This window comes from Telluribacter roseus, from assembly GCF_017355915.2.
In the GTDB taxonomy this organism is placed as follows: domain Bacteria; phylum Bacteroidota; class Bacteroidia; order Cytophagales; family Spirosomataceae; genus Telluribacter.
On record NZ_JAFEUV020000003.1, the window covers coordinates 385,403 to 402,312 of the forward strand.

The window sequence follows — 16,910 nt, forward strand, 5'->3', positions numbered from 1 at the left end:
CGGCAACACGTTGGCATTTTGTGTAACTTGTGAGCCCAATGTCAATGCTCCCTCGAATGAATCTACCTCTATTGCTCCAGAGCTATGCTTTCTTTGCTCCGGTTGTTCCCCTAAAGCCGTACCGTTGGCTCGATTTCACTGCCTCCAATGCTGATCTTACTACTTTGGATCTTACTGATACTACTGCTTTTAACAGCTATGTGTTTGATCGTCTGCTCGCTGGCGGGCGGTACGTGGGGGTAGGCGGGTACAACGAACACCGTGTCATATACAGTCGGAGCGCCCACTTTGGTAAACTCGAAGAGGAGCCCCGCTGCATTCATCTGGGAGTGGATGTCTGGGATGAGGCCGGTACTCCGGTAAGCGCTCCGCTGGCAGGTAAAGTACATAGTTTTGCTTTCAATGACAACTTCGGCGACTACGGTCCGGCCATTATCCTGGAGCATGAGCTGGAAGGAGTTCGCTTCTATACCCTGTACGGCCACCTGACACTGGCATCGTTAGGAGGGCTATACGAAGGCAAGGCCATTGCGGCCGGAGAGGTTTTCACCGCCATTGGTCCCTATCCCGAAAATGGCCACTGGCCGCCCCATCTCCACTTCCAGATCATAGCCGATATGGGTACCTATAAGGGCGACCACCCCGGCGTATGTACCCTTCAGGACCGGGAAAAGTACCTGGCCCTCTGTCCCGACCCGAATCTGATACTGCGGGTACCTATATCTAACCAGTAGTCTCTTCTATTTCACACACTACGAATGCCGGTTCGGAAACCGGACGAGCCAATGCCCACACTCTTTCAGCGGATACTAACTATTTTCCTCCTCTATATAGTCTCCGTCACGGCGGTACTGGCGCAGGGGTACATCATCATTGGGGGGAAGGTTATTGATAAAGCTACTCAGCAACCTATTCCCTTCGCTCACATTGGTGTCATGACCAGAGGTACGGGTACCATTGCCAACGAGAACGGTGAATTCTACTACCGCTTCCCCAGGATTGCCGCCGAGGAAGGGGTAGTTGTATCTGTAATGGGTTACAAGAACTACACCCGGAAGGGAGCTGATTTTACCCCCAATGACCGCAGTGTAGTCATAGAATTGGAAGCCGCTAAGCCGGTAGTGGTGGATGAAGCCTATGTCAAAAGCTTTAATGCGCGGGGCCTGGTGAGCGGAGCCCTTACAAAAGTACCCAGCAACTACTCCGATGCACCCGTTATGATGAACGGCTTCTATCAGGAGACCTTACAGCAGGACGACGATTACGTGGATATACGCGAGGCGGTGCTGAAAGTAGAGAAAGACCCCCGCCCTAAGATAGAAATACCGGAGAAAGTACGCCTGATGCGTGGTCGCCGGTACCGGAGTACGGGCCGCTCCGGACTGCTGGAGGAGTACGAGTTTCCCAACGGTACGGCCATCGTGACCAAAAGTATTGATACCGGTCTGCCGGAGTACCTGGCCGGTAGTAACCTATCCGACTACAGTTTCCAACTCGATGATACCATCACCTTCTACAACGACCGGGACGTGTACCGCATCCATTTCTCACCCGTCAGTGAATCCGTAAAAGCGGCGCGCAACGGGATGATCTGCATCAACCGGGCCGACTCGGCCATTGTACGTATCGAGTACGAGTTTACGCCAATGGGTATGAGTGATGTGTTCAAAACGTCGATGAAGAGTACTCTTGGCAAGGTACTAGGTAAGAGCCGCCACGAGGGCAAGCGCCTGAGCAGCTTTACCAACTACCTGCCTTATAACAACAAGTGGTACCTGCAGGACTCCCAACTCCTGATCAGCACGGATTTCAGGGATAAAACCGATACCCTCTCCGGCACCATCCGCCTGCACTTCGTGGCTAATGATATCCTGAAAAGCAACGGCAATGCCGTGCCTCCCTCTGATCAGCTATTGGATACGGCTCTGTTTGCTCCGCAACGCATCGCCAGGTACGATGAAGTATACTGGTCTAATTTCAACCATATTATCCCGTCAGGCCCCATGCGCAGGATCGTGGACACTCTGAAAAAGTAACGATTACTGCCCCAGCCAGTTTAGCGGCGGCATCTCATCACCCTGGTAGAAAACCAAACGGCAGTCGCCGGGTATGACATACCTGAAGGTCTGGATCTTCAGGTAGGCATCGCTGATCGTATCGCCCGGTACCACCAGCCGTTTCTGACTGACTCCGGCTACTTCAAATACGCCCAGCGCCCGTTCGGTTGGATCGGCCGCGTTGTAGACATTGCCGTAGACGGGCGAAGGAATAGGGTCAAAAATGGTACCTATGCGTTGACGCTGCTCATTGAACCGGCGCCAGTACTGGTACGCCTCCCGCGTCAGGGAGTACTGCTGTACTTCCACAAAATGCTTCCCGACGATATACACCGGCGACCGGTACACATACTGCTCCCGGACGGGCTGCCCATCGGAGTAGGTATCAGCGTAGATAGATATCATATTATCAAATACAGGCGTCCAGCAGAACTTATGGTTGTAGTTGCCGCCGAAGTCACGCACCCCGATGGACTCGCGGCGGATGACGCTACGGGCGGTCCAGCGGTAGTAATTGCGCTGACCGGGCTGGTCCTGGGTATTCAGGTAGATTTCGTAACCGAAAGGAGTATCGTTGGGCCGGGCGGAGATACTCGTAAAGCGGGCCGTGAGGCTCTCGACCGGTACTGGTTCGGGCATGGTCTCGGGTTCGGAAACAAACACCTTCCCGTCAGGCAGCTCAATCCGGACCCGGTACGACTGACCGGCGCGAGCTACAAAGGTGCTATCCTGGCTCTGGTACAGGCCTGGCTGCTCATCCACGGGCAGCAGGTCCACCCGGCGGTCAGTGGTAGTTTCCAGTATTTGTACCCGGGCATCCGTTATGGCGGAGCCTTCATAAGAACCTGGACTATTGTAGTTGCCGCTGCGGCTAAGGCGCACTGTATAGGGGCCACGGGCGCTGGTGATGCGGCCTTCCACCACCAACTGCGGCTCGGTAGTTCGGATAGGTACCCGTACTTCTTCCACACAGCCGCTGAGGTAGGCTACGAGCAGGAAGAGCAGACTTTTATGTAAAACTTTATGATGCATGACTAATAGTGGAAATTCCAGGTGACGGATGGAATGATACTCCCAAACACCGAAAGCTGGTACGAACGGAAGTTCTGGAAATAGATGGAGTAGGGATTCCGGCGGGCGTAAAAGTTATAGACCGAAAAGGCCCAGATGCTGTACCGGGTTTGCTGGCGGGTGCGTCGGCTGTCGTAGCTGAACGACATATCCAGCCGGTGGTAGTCGGGCAGGCGGTCGCGGTTGCGCTGGGAATAGTTGATCATCGGAATGCCGTTCACGATGTACTGGCCATCGGGATAGGTATTGGGGCGGCCGGTGGTATAGGTGAAGTTAGCTGAATAAGTCCAGCCCTTGCCCAACTGGTAGCTTCCCGTCAGGTTGGCCATGTGGGGACGGTCAAACAACGTAGGGTACCACTCACCTCGGTTGATGGCCTCAATGGCAAATTCGGTACGGGTAGCCAGCAGCGAGCGGGAGTAAGTATAGTTAAAAGTACTCGTTAGGCGGCCTTTGGTCTTATTCACGGCCAGTTCCACCCCATACGCTTTTCCCATAGCACGCAGCAGGGCCGTTTCCAGGTACGGATTCAGGAGTAGTTCAGCACCGTTGCGGTACTCCACCAGGTTGGTGATGTCTTTGTAGTAAGCTTCTACAGACGTCTCGATACTATTGTCCTTCCAGTTGCGGAACAGCCCGATGGCGTACTGATCGGCTACCTGCGGGGGCACGAACGGATCGCTGAGCTTCCAGAAATCTACCGGTGAGATGGCGGTAGTATTGGAGATCAGATGCAGAAACTGCCGTGAGCGGTTGTAGCTGAGCTTGACCGACTGCTGAGGACCCAGTCCGATCCGTAGCGCCAGGCGTGGCTCCCATCCCCCGTACTGCTGTACCCGCTCGCCCCGGCCGTAGCTGATCGAGTCGGTGAGGGTTTCGGGGCTGCTGGGTACGCCAGCTTCGTAGAGGTAGCGGGTGTAGGGGCCGAGCGTATGGAAGCTCACGTACCGGAGCCCGGCGGTGAGGGTAAGGGCTCTGTTCAGCGTCCACTCTTCCTGTATGTACGCGCTCAGCTCCTGCCCTAGTTCGGTTTCGATGGACAGCGGACGAATGCTCGACTCGGCTGCCGCCGGGCGTAGTTGGCCGGGCTGGATCTGGTAGTGGATATAGCCGGCACCCGCTTCTATGCGGTGGGAGGCATTGGGCGTAAAGGTAAATCCGGCATTGGCTTCGCGCTGGCGGATGTGGGAATGGAGCGAAAACTCGTAAAACGGCTTGGGACTATCGACATCAAACTGGTAGGTACTTTGCAGGAGCGATACCTCGGTGGAGAGGGTAGGACTTAGCAGCGCATTCCACCGCAGGGTAGCGGTACCCGACTTCCAGCCGTAGGTAGTATCAGCCGGAAACTTGAAGCGGTCGGCACTCTGGTAGGCCGAGAGCGACACCCGGTGGCGGTCGTTGGGCTGGTAGGTGAGCTTGCCGTTCAAGTCATGGAAGGAGGCCCTGCTTCCTCTAAACAGGTCCGGAAACAGGCCGATGATCAGGTTGGGGTAGGCCAGCCGGCCTCCGGCCATGAGGGTTAGTTTATTGCCAAGTAAGGGGCCATCCACGACCAGCCGGCTGCTGATGGTACCCACGCCGCCCCTGATGTTCCAGCGGTCGGGACTGCCGCTGCGGGTGTTCATGACCAGCGCCGAGGAGAGGCGGCCGCCGTAGCGGGCCGGAGGGGTACCTTTGTACAGCGTTACATCCTGGATCACGTCGGGATTGATGTTGGAGAAAAAGCCCAGCAGGTGCGAGGTATTAAACAGGGGAGCCCCATCCAGCAGTACCAGGTTCTGGTCTACCCGTCCGCCCCGGACGTTGAAGCCTCCGGCACCTTCACCGACGTTACTGATACCCGGCTGCAGCATCAGCGAACGTACAATATCCGTTTCTCCGAATACAACCGGTATTTTCCTGAGCGTAGCCACATTTAGCCGTACGATGCCCATATCGCTGCTCTGTACGTTGGCATCGTCCTTGCGGCCCTTTACTTCCAGTTCGTCCAGCTCGGTGATGGCAGGAGGTAGTTCCACATCCAGCGTCATGTCGTCCATAAGCCGGACGGCGCGGGTGACTTTATAGTGGCCCACGCCCGTAAAGCGGATGGTGTAGCTGCCTAGCGGAAGCGTCAGGGAGTACTGGCCGTTTTCGTCGGTAGTGGCACCTTTCTGCAGCTCGAGTACATATACCGTAACCCCGGACAGGGGCGCCTTAGTGGCAGCATCCCGCACCGTACCGCTCAATACGGCACGGGCCCAGGTACTTCCGATCAGCCCCAACACAAGTACGATGGTGATTAGTAGCTTTGTCTTCATCGGAGCCCCTTTACCGAATCTGGTACCTTGCTGTACCGGTACCAAACTGACCCCTTGACATAGCCCCCTGAATCACCACCTCTACGGTAGTAGGGCTGCCCGAGTTCCAGTAGCTGACGGTGGCTTTACCATCCGGTCCTGTCTTGATGGAGGGAGCCCAGTGGAGGGTAGGACGGCGGTCCGGAAACTGTCCCGGCTTTACTACATCGTAGCGGGGCGCGTAAAACTCCCTCGCAATAGCGTAGCCGATGGTGTTGCGGGCACTGGAGCCGGTTTCAGGAGCCTCTTTTTCGTAGCGACGGGTCAGTACGTTGATAACGCCGTTGGAGCCGCGGGTTCCGAAGGCCGAGGCGGAGGGGCCTTTGAGTACATCAATAGCCTCCACGTCCCGTACCGATAGCGACAGTACGGTACCTTTGGAAGAAGGTATACCATCAATCAGGAACAGGGGCTCGGTAGAGCCCATAATGGTACTAATGCCACGTATCAGCACCTGATCCCCCGTGACCGTCACCCCGGGTACCCGGCCCTTCAGCACCTGTAGTACGTCCGAAAAACCGTTACGGATATTATCATCAAGCGGAAAGGAGGTGTCAGGAGCCCCGTAGGTATTGCGGCGGGGGTCTATACCCTGCCTCGGTTTTTTATTTCCGTTGTTTTTGCTTTGTCTTCCCCTTCGTGTACCCGATTCATCCTCCTGGTTGGCCCGGGCTGTCGCCACCCTCTGTTCTTCCTGCCTCATCAGCCCGATTACCTCCTGCCAGTTTTCCGCATTTTTCAGGAAGGTGCTATGGGAGGTAGAATGGGTACCGGTAGAGCGGACTGGTAGAGGTACCTGGGTAGGAGCAGGTACCGTCAGCGGGTCCAGCAGTACGTTCAGGTCCTGCTTCAGGTGCGTCTTGACTTGAAACTGCGTAGTGCTATTATACACAGCGCCATCCGGTATCGTGAATTTGCCGCCCGCCCCGGTCATACTACTTAGTACCTGCTGCTGGCCGTTGGTGACGGCGAAGAGCGAGAAGTTGAGGTGTTCGGCTGGTTTGTTGCCGGGTAGTAGTATTCTGCCGCTCACCGGCAGGGCTGCCTGTATCGCATGCGTAGGGGGAGCGTATACATCACGTAGTACCTCGCTCCACATAAAGCGGCGCCAGCCCTGCGTCATCATCAGCAGGTCCAGGTGCGGAAGGGCTTTTTCATTTGCCGGATCGAAATAGTAGTCCGGGTTCTCGATATGCCCCCGCAGGTCGGAAGTGAGCAGCAGATAGCTGTATATGCTCTGTCCTCCGGGCTGCCGGCTGCCGGGGGACCGGCCGCCAGGAGTAGCAGGTACTGCTCCGGCGTCGGTGGCCGCCAGGGACAGCTCGGTGGCTACGGGTTGGTTGTCTGCGTCTTTGACCGTTATAGCCAGATTTACCTTTTCGTGTGGCTGGTAAGCAGGTTTGTCGGGTTGTATTTCGATGGTAAGAGGCCTCCTGTTGGTATTGAACAGGACTCGCTCACTCAGCGGAACCATCTGCTTATTGAATACCGTAAAGTGAATGGTACCTTCGTCGGGGAACAGCCTTCGGTTGATATAGAAGTAGGCGCTCCGCTCTTTGGGCAAGTCAGCCAGAAAACGTGCCTGTCCCCGAACGTGCCCTATCAGGTACAGCGACTGCGAGCCCGGATTGGATTCCGTAACCGATACCTTGATATTACCGGGTATGGAATTGTCAATGGTGAGTACTACACCACTATCCAGCGCAGCAGGCAGGGTGAAGCGCTGCGAAACACCCTCCTCGCTCCGGATGGTAGCGACGTACTGCTTTCCCTTTTCGGGCTTTAACAGAAACAGTCCCGTACCCGCGTGTTCGGAGCGAATAGGCGCTACTTCCTGTCCATCCGTCGTAGTGACCGCGCCTTCCACCTTTACCCCCAGCCCCGACTGGTTGATGGCCTTGAAAGCTACCCGGCTCCGGATACCCGTCACGAGGTTACCTCCCTCAGGGAAGAACTGCACATCCAGCGCTGGTTTGGGAGCGGCGGAAGCCCGGGGCTCCTGTCGTGAATTGAGTACGCTTATCGTTTTGCGGAAGAAGAAATTGGGGCTACTGTTCAGCATCCAATTGGTAAAAGCCACCAGTTGGTACGGCCCGTCCGGCAGCGAATCATGGAGGGCAAAGTCGCCCCGGGCGTAGCCATGTTCGGCCCGGAGTACCCGCGTTTCCAGTACCGCCCCCTCCTCGTTGGTAAGCTGTACGTACAGGGTACCACTTACCGAGTCGGCCTGGTGCAGGATGCCGTCCACGAGGTAGGCTTTCAGCCAGATATTATCACCGGCAGCGTATATTTCGCGGTCGGTGTGCAGGTATACCTTCTCCGAAGGGTACGTATATAAGTAGTTGGCGAGCTGGTTGGCTATAATGCGCAGCGGGCCATCGTCCAGCGTCCGCAACGCCAGCAGGCCCAGACTCGCCCACAGTAGGAGGTATATCTTTTTCATGGCAGAAAGACCTGAATCGAATACAGGTGATAGGATTAAATAAAGGTACTAATGTACTGCTCGAAGATCGTAATCCCAAGTACAGCCGTACCTATTCTTGGTTGATAAAGCTTTATTTTATCATCAGGCTTTACCCAACCCTTCTTTGTATACTCTGAGGCAGCGTTCGCGGGCAAAAGCGTGGTCTACCATGGGGGCAGGGTAGTCCAGCGTGTTCAGCTCGGGTACCCAGTGCCTGATGTACAGCTTTTGGGGATCAAAGCGGGTGGCCTGTGCCGTGGGGTTAAAGATCCTGAAGTAAGGAGCCGCGTCGGTACCCGATCCGGCGGCCCACTGCCAGCCGCCGTTGTTGGAGGCCAGGTCGTAGTCGAGTAGTTTGCCGGCAAAGTAGGCTTCGCCCCAGCGCCAGTCCATGAGCAGGTGCTTGACCAGAAAGCTGGCCGTTACCATCCGCACGCGGTTGTGCATGAAGCCCGTGGCATTGAGCTGCCGCATACCGGCGTCTACCAGCGGGTACCCTGTCCGCCCCTCGCACCATTTCTGAAATTCTTCCTCATCATTACGCCAGCGGATGCGATCATACTCGGGCCGGAAGGCTTCACCGCGGCCTACCTGAGGGAAGTTCCAGAGGATCTGCTGGTAGAAGTCGCGCCAGATCAATTCGCTAAGGAAGGTGGCGCTGTGCTGCTGCGCCTTCCGGACCAGTTCCCGGATGCTTACCGTACCAAAGCGCAGGTGTACACCCAGTCTGGAGGTAGCGGGTGCAGCCGGGTAGTCGCGGAGGTCGTGGTACTTCTGAAGCAGTTCCTCCCGCACGCTCCTGACCGGAAACGGCTCACCGGTAGCTTTGAAGCCGATCTGTTCCAGCGTGGGAAGGAAGAGCGGAGCTGTTTTATAGAAATTGTTAAAGTACTTGTCGGTGGGGTAGGAGCCAGCATAAAAAGGGGTAAGCTGCTCTTTCCATTTCCGGCTGTACGGGGTGAATACGGTATAGGGTGTTCTCTGTCCGCTGAGTACTTCTTTTTTCTCGAAGATAACCTGGTCCTTGAAAGTCTTGAAGGCAGTACCTTTTTCCCGGAGCAGGTCCGCCACCGCTCTATCCCGCTCCTGGGCGTAGGGTTCGTAGTCGTGGTTGGTGTATACTTCGGCTACCTCGTACTGATCCAGTACTTCTTTCCATACTTCCAGCGGGCTGCCATACTTTACAAGCAGGCTGCCGCCCATAGCCGCTAGTTCAGCCTGAAGACTCGTCAGAGTATTATGGATAAACTCCACGCGCCGGTCGTACGGGTGGTCCAGCGGGTCCAGGATTTTTTTATCGAAAATAAAAAGGGGTAGCACCGGGTGGCCCGGGCGCAGGGCGTGGTACAGGCCCGCGTTGTCGTGCAGGCGCAAGTCACGACGGTACCAGAAGATCGTGATAGGAGGGAGAGGCATACAGTGGAAACAAATACAGTAGGCTAACTTCCCGATGTTAAACTTTGTTTATATATAGTTAAACAAAGTTTAACGTTGTAGTTATACTGGAACAGGCTGGATCCGGTTTACTCAGAAAGGGGCGGGTCAAGCAGGGCCGACAGGTCAGTTTCAAGTACGCTGTTATGGTGTATGGTATACAACTTGTTGCCAATAAGGGTGGATCTGCCGGAGCCTTCAAACTCCGCTACTTTTTCACCATCCTGATTAATAACAATACTCAGATTGTTTCGGCTAAGGAATCGGTAGCCCGATATAGTTTGATAGTATATCCAGGCATTAGCTGCCTCCTTAGTCTCAACATTTTCCAGATTTTCATCCAACCCTACTATACTTTTTTCTCTAGTGACGAGGTAAAGTCGGTCTGGATGAAGCCCGGTAATGCTTTGGTAGGTAGAGTCGTTTTGCTGTTCATAAATATGATCTCCCAGAAAAGAAAAACCTTCACTTTGGACAGACGTACTACCTGTTTTGAGACCTGTATGGATAGAGTACCGCTCAATATTTTGCCCTGCGATATAGTAGAGGCTGCTATCCTGCACAGTGAAATCGCCAAAATCATTCTCCTTTTCCGTTTGCAGTGGATGGTTATAGATTTCTTCTCCGGTATTCGGGTCAAAGGCCGCCAGGAAGGGTTTTCCATAATCAAGCTTACGGTATCCCATGTAGGCAAATCCACTATTGACCAGTATAAGCCTTTTATTCCTGATAAAAAGGGTAGACTTACTGGTTGACTTTTCTGGTAGTGGTCCTGACCACATCATCTCGCCGTTCATGTCAAGACATACAATTTTATCCTTGGAAGCAAAGTATAATTTATCTTCATTCAGGAGTACGTTCGAGGCTACGTTACGTACTAGATCATGACCCGTAGAAGTCATATATACTCCAGTAAGAAGGCCCGCGGCTATCCCTAACGCATTTTTAGCAATGGTACCTCCGTATTTTTTTTGACCGGTTACGGCGTGGTAGTCCCAGCCGGTGCCGCTTGGGACATGTATAGTATGCAGGCCTGCCGCTACAATCAGAAGAGTTGAGTCATTGAGGTAGTGTAAGTTATTCCAACTATACTCCCGGTTGATTACCCGCTCCCATAGCTTTTGTCCGGTTGTAAGGTCAATGCCTTCCAGTACATTATCAGTGAGCGATTCGTAGCCCATTCCAATATTTGAAGGGGCATCTACATGGTAAAACATGTGTTTGACCTTAGCCATAGGTTCACCGGTTTCCCTGTTCAATAAGCGACTACCGGTAGCGCCGGACTTTATCAGACTGGTACCTATCTGCTGATAGCCTTCTGTCTGATAGTTTACTTTCTTTGACCATCGGATTTGCGCAGTCTGTAAGTCCAATGCCATGATGGTACCTCTGTTGTTGAGCCATTTTTCATTTCTCACTCCCCGTAGCTGTACCGTAAACAGGTTCAGCGTAGTGTCAAAGGAGGAGGTGTGAATCCTTTCGGAGAAAATAAATTCCCTGGCAGGCAATTCCTGTTGGGTTAATAGGGTTCTTCCAGGTTGTTTTTCAATAACTTGTACGGCAGATCCGGGGCTTTGCGCCAGTAGTTTTCCTGAAAGGATCAGTAGAGTTAGTACTAATTTTTTCATTTAAAAATGTATCAGATAAAGGGGGGTAGTTGCCTTTGAGCGGAGTCAATCATAGTATTTTCTACTATCACCACTGCACAGAGCAAGAATCATACTAAAAATGAGAGCAGGTACACTATAAGCTTAGTGATGGCAAGGTGATGGCAAGAGCAGGAATACTAATTTAGCGGCGCTAAGTCAGGTAGTAAAACCGCTCTCAATGTCACAGTATTCGGCACTTTCTGCATTTTGAGTTATATTCAACATTAAATCCTGAACTAACTCATTACTGTATGCAAAGAGTACTACTATCTGTGCTTACGCTCCTGCTTTTCTCCATGACCCTCAGTTTGGCTCAATCCCCCACGCCTACCGTTGAGAACTTTACCTCCGAGATGGAAAGGTACGAAGGTTTTTTACCATACTACTGGGATGCGAAGAGAGGAAAGATATGGCTGGAGATAGGCCGTCTGAACACGGAGCTGCTGTACTACCCTACGCTGGCGCAGGGAGTGGACTCCAACGACATCGGGCTGGATAGAGGCCGCCTGGGGGAGGAGCATATCATCCGGTTTGAGCGGGTGGGACCAAAGGTACTGATGGTGGAGCCTAACTACCGCTACCGTGCCCTGAGCCCTGATCCGCTGGAACGAAAGGCGGTGGAGGAGTCATTCGCCCGGTCTGTTCACTGGGGCTTTGACATAGTAGCGGAATCGTACGGACGGGTACTGGTAGACCTGACACCCTTCCTGATGCAGGATGCCGTAGGAGCCGCGCAGGCCATCAGCGAGACCAGACAAGGCAACTACCGGGTGGATGCTTCTCGTTCGGCCATGTACCCGGAGCGCACCAAAAACTTCCCCCGAAATACGGAGTTCGAGACCATTATCACGCTGGTAGGTGATAACGCGGGTAACTACCTACGCTCGGTGGTACCTACGCCTTCGGCCGTTACCATGCACCAGCACCATTCGTTTGTGGAGCTGCCCGACGCGGGCTACACCCCCCGGGCCTTTGATCCGCGGGCGGGGGTGAATGGGCTTGAGTTTTATGACTATGCTTCGCCCGTTGGGGAGCCGTTGGCCAAGCGGTACCTGGTCCGGCATCGCCTGCAGAAGAAAGATCCTGCGGCGGCCATGAGCGAAGCCGTGGAGCCGCTTGTCTACTACCTCGATCCCGGTACGCCCGAACCCATTCGCTCGGCCTTGCTGGAAGGCGCTTCCTGGTGGAATCAGGCCTTTGAGGCGGCAGGGTTTATTGATGGGTTTCAGGTCCGGATGCTGCCCGATACCGCCGATCCGATGGATATTCGGTACAACGTGATTCAGTGGGTACACCGCTCTACCCGGGGCTGGTCGTACGGAGCCAGTATAGTAGACCCTCGTACAGGCGAAATCCTGAAAGGAAAAGTAACGCTGGGCTCGCTGCGGGTACGTCAGGATTTCCTGATCGCGCAGGGACTGGTAGCCAGGTACGAAGAGGGACAGCCCGTATCGGATGAAATGATGCAACTGTCACTGGCCCGTCTGCGTCAGCTATCAGCTCACGAGATCGGACACACGTTGGGGTTGCCTCATAACTACGTGGCCAGCGTGAGTGACCGCGCTTCGGTAATGGATTACCCGCATCCGCACGTAGAGATCAAAAACGACAGTACCCTCGACCTCTCCAATGCCTACACGACTGGTATCGGCGAATGGGATAAAGTAGCCATCAGCTACGCATACCGCGACTTTCCGGAAGGGGTGAATGAGAGAGACTCACTGAACCAGATTATTACGGACTACCTGCAGCGCGGCCTGGGCTTCCTGAGCGATCAGGATGCGCGTCCGGCTGGCAGTGCCCATCCGCAAACGCATATGTGGGATGGGGGCAGCAATGCCGTGGATGAGCTGGAGCGAGTGATGAAGGTACGGCAGATTGCACTGAGTCAGTTTAAGGAGAACAAGATACCAGTAGGGATGCCGCTGGCTACGCTGGAAGAGGTACTGGTGCCCATGTACCTGTTTCACCGCTACCAGGTAGAGGCGGCCTCCAAGGTAGTAGGTGGAGCTACTTACAGCTATGCTCTGCGTGGCGACGGCCAGACCATCTACAAACCCGTCGAGGGAGGGGAGCAGCGTCGCGCTCTGCGTACCCTGCTTACCACGATCCGCCCGGATGTACTGGCGTTGCCCCGGCCTGTACTGGCGTTGATCCCTCCGCGTCCGTACGGGTACAACGCTAATCCCAGAGAGGTATTTACACGGCGCACCGGCCTTACCTTTGATCCGTTGGCTCCGGCCGAGGCCGCTACCAATATGGTACTTTCGCTGGTGCTGAATGCCGAACGGGCCAGTCGCCTGGAAGCGCAGCGGGCCGTAGACACCTCGCTACCCGGACTGGGTGAAGTCATAGATGGGCTCGTTGATGATACCTGGAAAAACCGGACGCCCACTCGTGAAAGCTACCAAGCCGCGATCCGCCGTCAGAACGAGCAATTGATCCTGCAGTACCTGATTAGCCTGGCCGAAACAACTAACGCCTCACCGGCAGCCCGGGCCATGGCTCAGTTCAAGATCAACGACCTCAGGACCTGGATTGACCAGAAGCAGTACGGTGTGGACGAGCAGCACCGGGCGCACTACCAGTTTGCACTACGCCGCATCGAATTGTTTGAAAAGGGTGAATCCCAGAACTTCCCGGCTCTGAAGACCAATCCGGTACCCGACGGTGCCCCCATTGACCCCGGTCAGGATTGGCTGGAACCGGTATGTGGTTGGGAGGAGTAGGTGGTAGGGGTTAGCTTTTAGGTTTTAGCTGTTAGTTATTAGCTTGTTGAGTTATAAAAACAGGAGAGGCTGGATGAACGTCCAGCCTCTCTCGCTTCTATTCAACTACTGCAACCACCCTCCGGTGAATCCGGCACGGATGAGTCCCTGCCGGATGTAAGGGTTTTTCTTCATCAGGTTCCATACAAACTCCGTACGCAGGTTTTCTGCCATCAGCAGGATGGGGCCCTGGTCTATGCCGAGGTAGTCTTTGTCAAACCAGCCCTCCTCATTGCCGGGGCCGAAGCGGTACGTCAGGTTGAAGGCGTCGCGGAAGCCGTAGCGGTCATATAACTTATTGCCAAAGCGGTACTTCATGGTACGCAGGGCGGGGACGCATACTTCGGGTGCAAAGGCCAGCGAGCCACCCGCCGCCGTGGGAGCGATGGTACCATCGTCAATAATACGCTGGGCGGAGGCACCCCGGGCGCTGTAGCTCATGAACTTCTTCAGCTCCTCGGTTTCGGGCAGGGAGTAGTCGCGGGGACCGTCGCAGGCGGTAAGCCCCCATACGTTAGGACCGTACCCTACCCAGCCACGCGGATTGGCTACGCAGTAGGCTCGGTTGGAGAGGGTAGCGCGGCGGGAGTTTTCGAAGTAGTCAATACCCCTCTGACGCATGTACGAATCCTGTATGTTGCGAAAATCTACCCAGATGTGGGAGTACTGGTGACCAAAGAGCGGTTCAAAGTTGACGTGAGGCTGGTCGTAAAAGGTAGCCCATTCGTAGGTACGGGTCCAGGCTTGCCAGCCATCCGGCTGGATGGAGTGCGTGGGCGAGCCCAGCGCCAGGATGTACAGCAGCATGGCTTCGTTGTAGCCCTGCCAGTGGGCCGTTATAAAACCGCTCTCAGGGTGCCATCCCATAGATACCAGCGGGTGGTTCTTCTGAAACCAGGTCCAGTCGCAACGGCGGTAGATATCATCGGCCAGTTTACGGATTTCGGTTTCGGCGGCATTTTCCCCGTCAAAATAGGTCTGGCAGCTCAGGATTCCCCCCAGTAGCAGTACGGTATCAATGGTTGAAAGCTCAACCTGCTTGAAGCGGAGGCCGGTATTCATATCCAGGAAGTGATAAAAGAAGCCCTTGTAGCCGGTGGCATTGACCGGATCCGGACTTTGTGGTGCATTCCAGAAGAAACGTAGCGTATTCAGCACCCGCTCGGCGGCCTGCTGGCGGGTGATATACCCCCGCTCTATACCCACCAGGTAAGAGGTAAGGCCAAAGCCCACGGCCGCCACACTCGAAAAGGAAGGGCTGGGAGCCCGGTCAGGGATCAGCCCGTTCTGTGGATTAGCCAACTCCCAGAAGTATCCGAAGGTGTCCCTTTGTAAGCTATCCAGGAAAGCCTCGTCGGCCGAGGTAAGCCTATCGGTCTGGTTCTGGTTGAGCACGGTCTGCGGTGACTTACAACCAAGAGGAAGCAGCAGACTAACAGATAGTATACTTAGTGTAAGGAGTAGTTTCATGAGGTTGTTAGGTATAAGGTAGTAGGTGCTAGGTGGTCAGGTTGTTATTGACCACCCGAAAAAAGAAAGCCCTTCCTAGGCTGGTGTCATGAAGGGCTTTCTGATATGTGGAAATAGATTACTTAGTAGTTTGGGTTTTGGGTAAGCGTTCCTCCACTCAGGTTGATCTGGTTTTGAGGAATCGGGAATACCTCATGCTTGCCTTTGACGAAAGGCTTTCCAAGTGCCTGAAACACCTCCGCCGCCCGTCCCTGTCGTACCAGATCAAAGTAGCGGTCGTGCTCCATAGCCAGCTCTACGCGTCGTTCGCGCCATATTCGTTCCCGTAGCGTAGCCTGGACGGTGGTAGTCACGGCGGGAAGAATTGTAGTACTGGTACCACGCGCCCGCGCCCTTACCCTATTAAGCATTTCAAGAGCCTGAGCAGTCATACCCAATTCGTTGGCCGCTTCGGCATTCATCAGTAGTACCTCGGCGTAGCGCAGGATGCGCATGTTCTTGTTGGTCTCCCAGTTGTTGCCACTGTACGACTCCTGCGTGCGGCTCACGTAGGCCTTGTAGTTGTAGCGTGGGTTGACCAGTTGAGGACTGGTTACGAAACCATCCCACAGCGTATCGCCCCGGAAAATGATGGTTGATTCCCTTCGCGGATCGCCCGGCTCGTAGGCCTGTGCCAGATCCTGACTGGGCGTGTTGAAGCCCCATCCCCAGCCGCCGGGGCCACGGGCGCCCTGGGTTTCGTAGTAGCCCTCGATGCCCTGAGCAGGTACTACACCCCTTCCCTGTACTTCAAAAATGGATTCAGGACCATTCTCCGATGATTCGCGCCAGATCTCCGCGTAGTTGGGGTGAAGCTGATACTGGTTAGACTGGATCACTTCGTTGGTCAGGCGCAGTACTTCCTGCCAGTTGCCCTGGTACATATTTACCTTGGCCAGCAGGGTCTTGGCGGCGCCTTTGGTGGCACGTCCCCGCTCTGACGCTTCGTACTGGCTCTTTTCCGGCAGGTTATCCACCGCAAACTGCAGGTCTGATTTAATGAAGTCATATACCTGTTCACGGGTGGCGCGGGTGCGGCCATTCATGATATCAGCCTCGTTGGTCGGGTCAGGTACACTTTCGATCAGGGGTACCCCGCCAAACATCCTGACCAGATTGAAGTAGAAGTAAGCCCGCAGGAAACGCGCCTCACCGATCAGACGGTTACGGAACGACTCATCAATATTAAGCTGCGGCAGGTACTGCAGCGCCTGATTGGCCCGGGCTACTCCCTGATAAAAACCTACCCATACTTCATTAAAGGAAATGCTGGATGGGGTAAAGGTGAAGTTGTCCAGCTCGTGCTTGTCGGTACCGGTATCACCGGGGTCACTACCCTTGTCGGCGTCGTCAGTAATGATACTCGTTACTCCCAGCCACGAGAAGGAGTGCATATTCCAGTCGAGCATCTTGTTGTAGATGGCATTGACCAGGCGCGGAGCGGCCTCCGGATCACTGAAAAAGTCCGTAGGGGTCTGCTCTCCCTGAGGAGGTACATCCAGAAAGCTCTCCGAGCAGGATTGCATTCCGACCAGCCCCAGAGTGCCTAATAGTCCAATAGTTAGTATTTTTTTTGAACGGTTCATATCGTTTCCAGCAAGTAGTCTTTTATTGAT

Annotated in this window: 10 protein-coding genes; 3 read left to right on the forward strand and 7 right to left on the reverse strand. The window is 54.6% G+C overall.

The features are described 5' to 3' along the window. Window positions 1-56 precede the first annotated feature (56 nt). Window positions 57-734 (forward strand): peptidoglycan DD-metalloendopeptidase family protein, encoded by a 678-nt coding sequence (locus JTN23_RS07795; protein WP_247233587.1) that lies wholly within the window; start codon window positions 57-59, stop codon window positions 732-734. A 51-nt stretch (window positions 735-785) separates the two neighbouring features. Continuing rightward, window positions 786-2,036 (forward strand): carboxypeptidase-like regulatory domain-containing protein, encoded by a 1,251-nt coding sequence (locus JTN23_RS07800; protein ID WP_247233589.1) that lies wholly within the window; start codon window positions 786-788, stop codon window positions 2,034-2,036. A gap of 3 nt (window positions 2,037-2,039) precedes the next feature. Here JTN23_RS07800 and JTN23_RS07805 read toward each other — a convergent pair whose 3' ends face one another. The 5 genes from JTN23_RS07805 to JTN23_RS07825 form a co-directional block, all read right to left on the reverse strand. Then, complete coding sequence (locus JTN23_RS07805; RefSeq protein ID WP_247233590.1) at window positions 2,040-3,089, reverse strand: DUF4249 domain-containing protein; 1,050 nt, start codon at window positions 3,087-3,089, stop codon at window positions 2,040-2,042. 2 nt (window positions 3,090-3,091) lie between these two features. Next, the gene (locus tag JTN23_RS07810; protein ID WP_247233592.1) at window positions 3,092-5,431 is read right to left on the reverse strand and encodes a TonB-dependent receptor; all 2,340 of its coding nucleotides are present in this window, start codon (window positions 5,429-5,431) and stop codon (window positions 3,092-3,094) included. Window positions 5,432-5,441: 10 nt separating this feature from the next. Next, window positions 5,442-7,913, reverse strand: coding sequence for an MG2 domain-containing protein (locus tag JTN23_RS07815; protein ID WP_247233594.1), 2,472 nt, complete (start codon window positions 7,911-7,913; stop codon window positions 5,442-5,444). A gap of 123 nt (window positions 7,914-8,036) precedes the next feature. Then, window positions 8,037-9,350, reverse strand: coding sequence for a cryptochrome/photolyase family protein (locus JTN23_RS07820; protein ID WP_247233596.1), 1,314 nt, complete (start codon window positions 9,348-9,350; stop codon window positions 8,037-8,039). A 107-nt stretch (window positions 9,351-9,457) separates the two neighbouring features. Next, complete coding sequence (locus JTN23_RS07825) at window positions 9,458-10,996, reverse strand: hypothetical protein (protein WP_247233598.1); 1,539 nt, start codon at window positions 10,994-10,996, stop codon at window positions 9,458-9,460. Window positions 10,997-11,268: 272 nt separating this feature from the next. On the opposite strand from JTN23_RS07825, the gene JTN23_RS07830 reads away from it, so the two are divergent. Further along, window positions 11,269-13,746 (forward strand): zinc-dependent metalloprotease, encoded by a 2,478-nt coding sequence (locus JTN23_RS07830; RefSeq protein WP_247233599.1) that lies wholly within the window; start codon window positions 11,269-11,271, stop codon window positions 13,744-13,746. 105 nt (window positions 13,747-13,851) lie between these two features. Here JTN23_RS07830 and JTN23_RS07835 read toward each other — a convergent pair whose 3' ends face one another. Both JTN23_RS07835 and JTN23_RS07840 read right to left on the reverse strand, forming a co-directional pair. Beyond that, a complete protein-coding gene (locus JTN23_RS07835; protein ID WP_247233601.1) occupies window positions 13,852-15,255 on the reverse strand; it encodes a glucoamylase family protein in 1,404 nt (467 codons plus the stop codon). A 122-nt stretch (window positions 15,256-15,377) separates the two neighbouring features. Next, window positions 15,378-16,880: a RagB/SusD family nutrient uptake outer membrane protein gene (locus JTN23_RS07840; protein WP_247233603.1), complete on the reverse strand. Its 1,503-nt coding sequence runs from the start codon at window positions 16,878-16,880 to the stop codon at window positions 15,378-15,380. Window positions 16,881-16,910: the final 30 nt, after the last annotated feature.

Excerpts from the sequence above, each read along its gene's own strand:
- JTN23_RS07830 (WP_247233599.1), top strand. The coding sequence starts at position 11,269 with ATGCAAAGAGTACTACTATCTGTGCTTACGCTCCTGCTTTTCTCCATG.
- JTN23_RS07805 (WP_247233590.1), bottom strand. The coding sequence starts at position 3,089 with ATGCATCATAAAGTTTTACATAAAAGTCTGCTCTTCCTGCTCGTAGCC.
- JTN23_RS07810 (WP_247233592.1), bottom strand. The coding sequence starts at position 5,431 with ATGAAGACAAAGCTACTAATCACCATCGTACTTGTGTTGGGGCTGATC.
- JTN23_RS07840 (WP_247233603.1), bottom strand. The coding sequence starts at position 16,880 with ATGAACCGTTCAAAAAAAATACTAACTATTGGACTATTAGGCACTCTG.
- JTN23_RS07800 (WP_247233589.1), top strand. The coding sequence starts at position 786 with ATGCCCACACTCTTTCAGCGGATACTAACTATTTTCCTCCTCTATATA.
- JTN23_RS07820 (WP_247233596.1), bottom strand. The coding sequence starts at position 9,350 with ATGCCTCTCCCTCCTATCACGATCTTCTGGTACCGTCGTGACTTGCGC.
- JTN23_RS07825 (WP_247233598.1), bottom strand. The coding sequence starts at position 10,996 with ATGAAAAAATTAGTACTAACTCTACTGATCCTTTCAGGAAAACTACTG.
- JTN23_RS07815 (WP_247233594.1), bottom strand. The coding sequence starts at position 7,913 with ATGAAAAAGATATACCTCCTACTGTGGGCGAGTCTGGGCCTGCTGGCG.
- JTN23_RS07835 (WP_247233601.1), bottom strand. The coding sequence starts at position 15,255 with ATGAAACTACTCCTTACACTAAGTATACTATCTGTTAGTCTGCTGCTT.
- JTN23_RS07795 (WP_247233587.1), top strand. The coding sequence starts at position 57 with ATGAATCTACCTCTATTGCTCCAGAGCTATGCTTTCTTTGCTCCGGTT.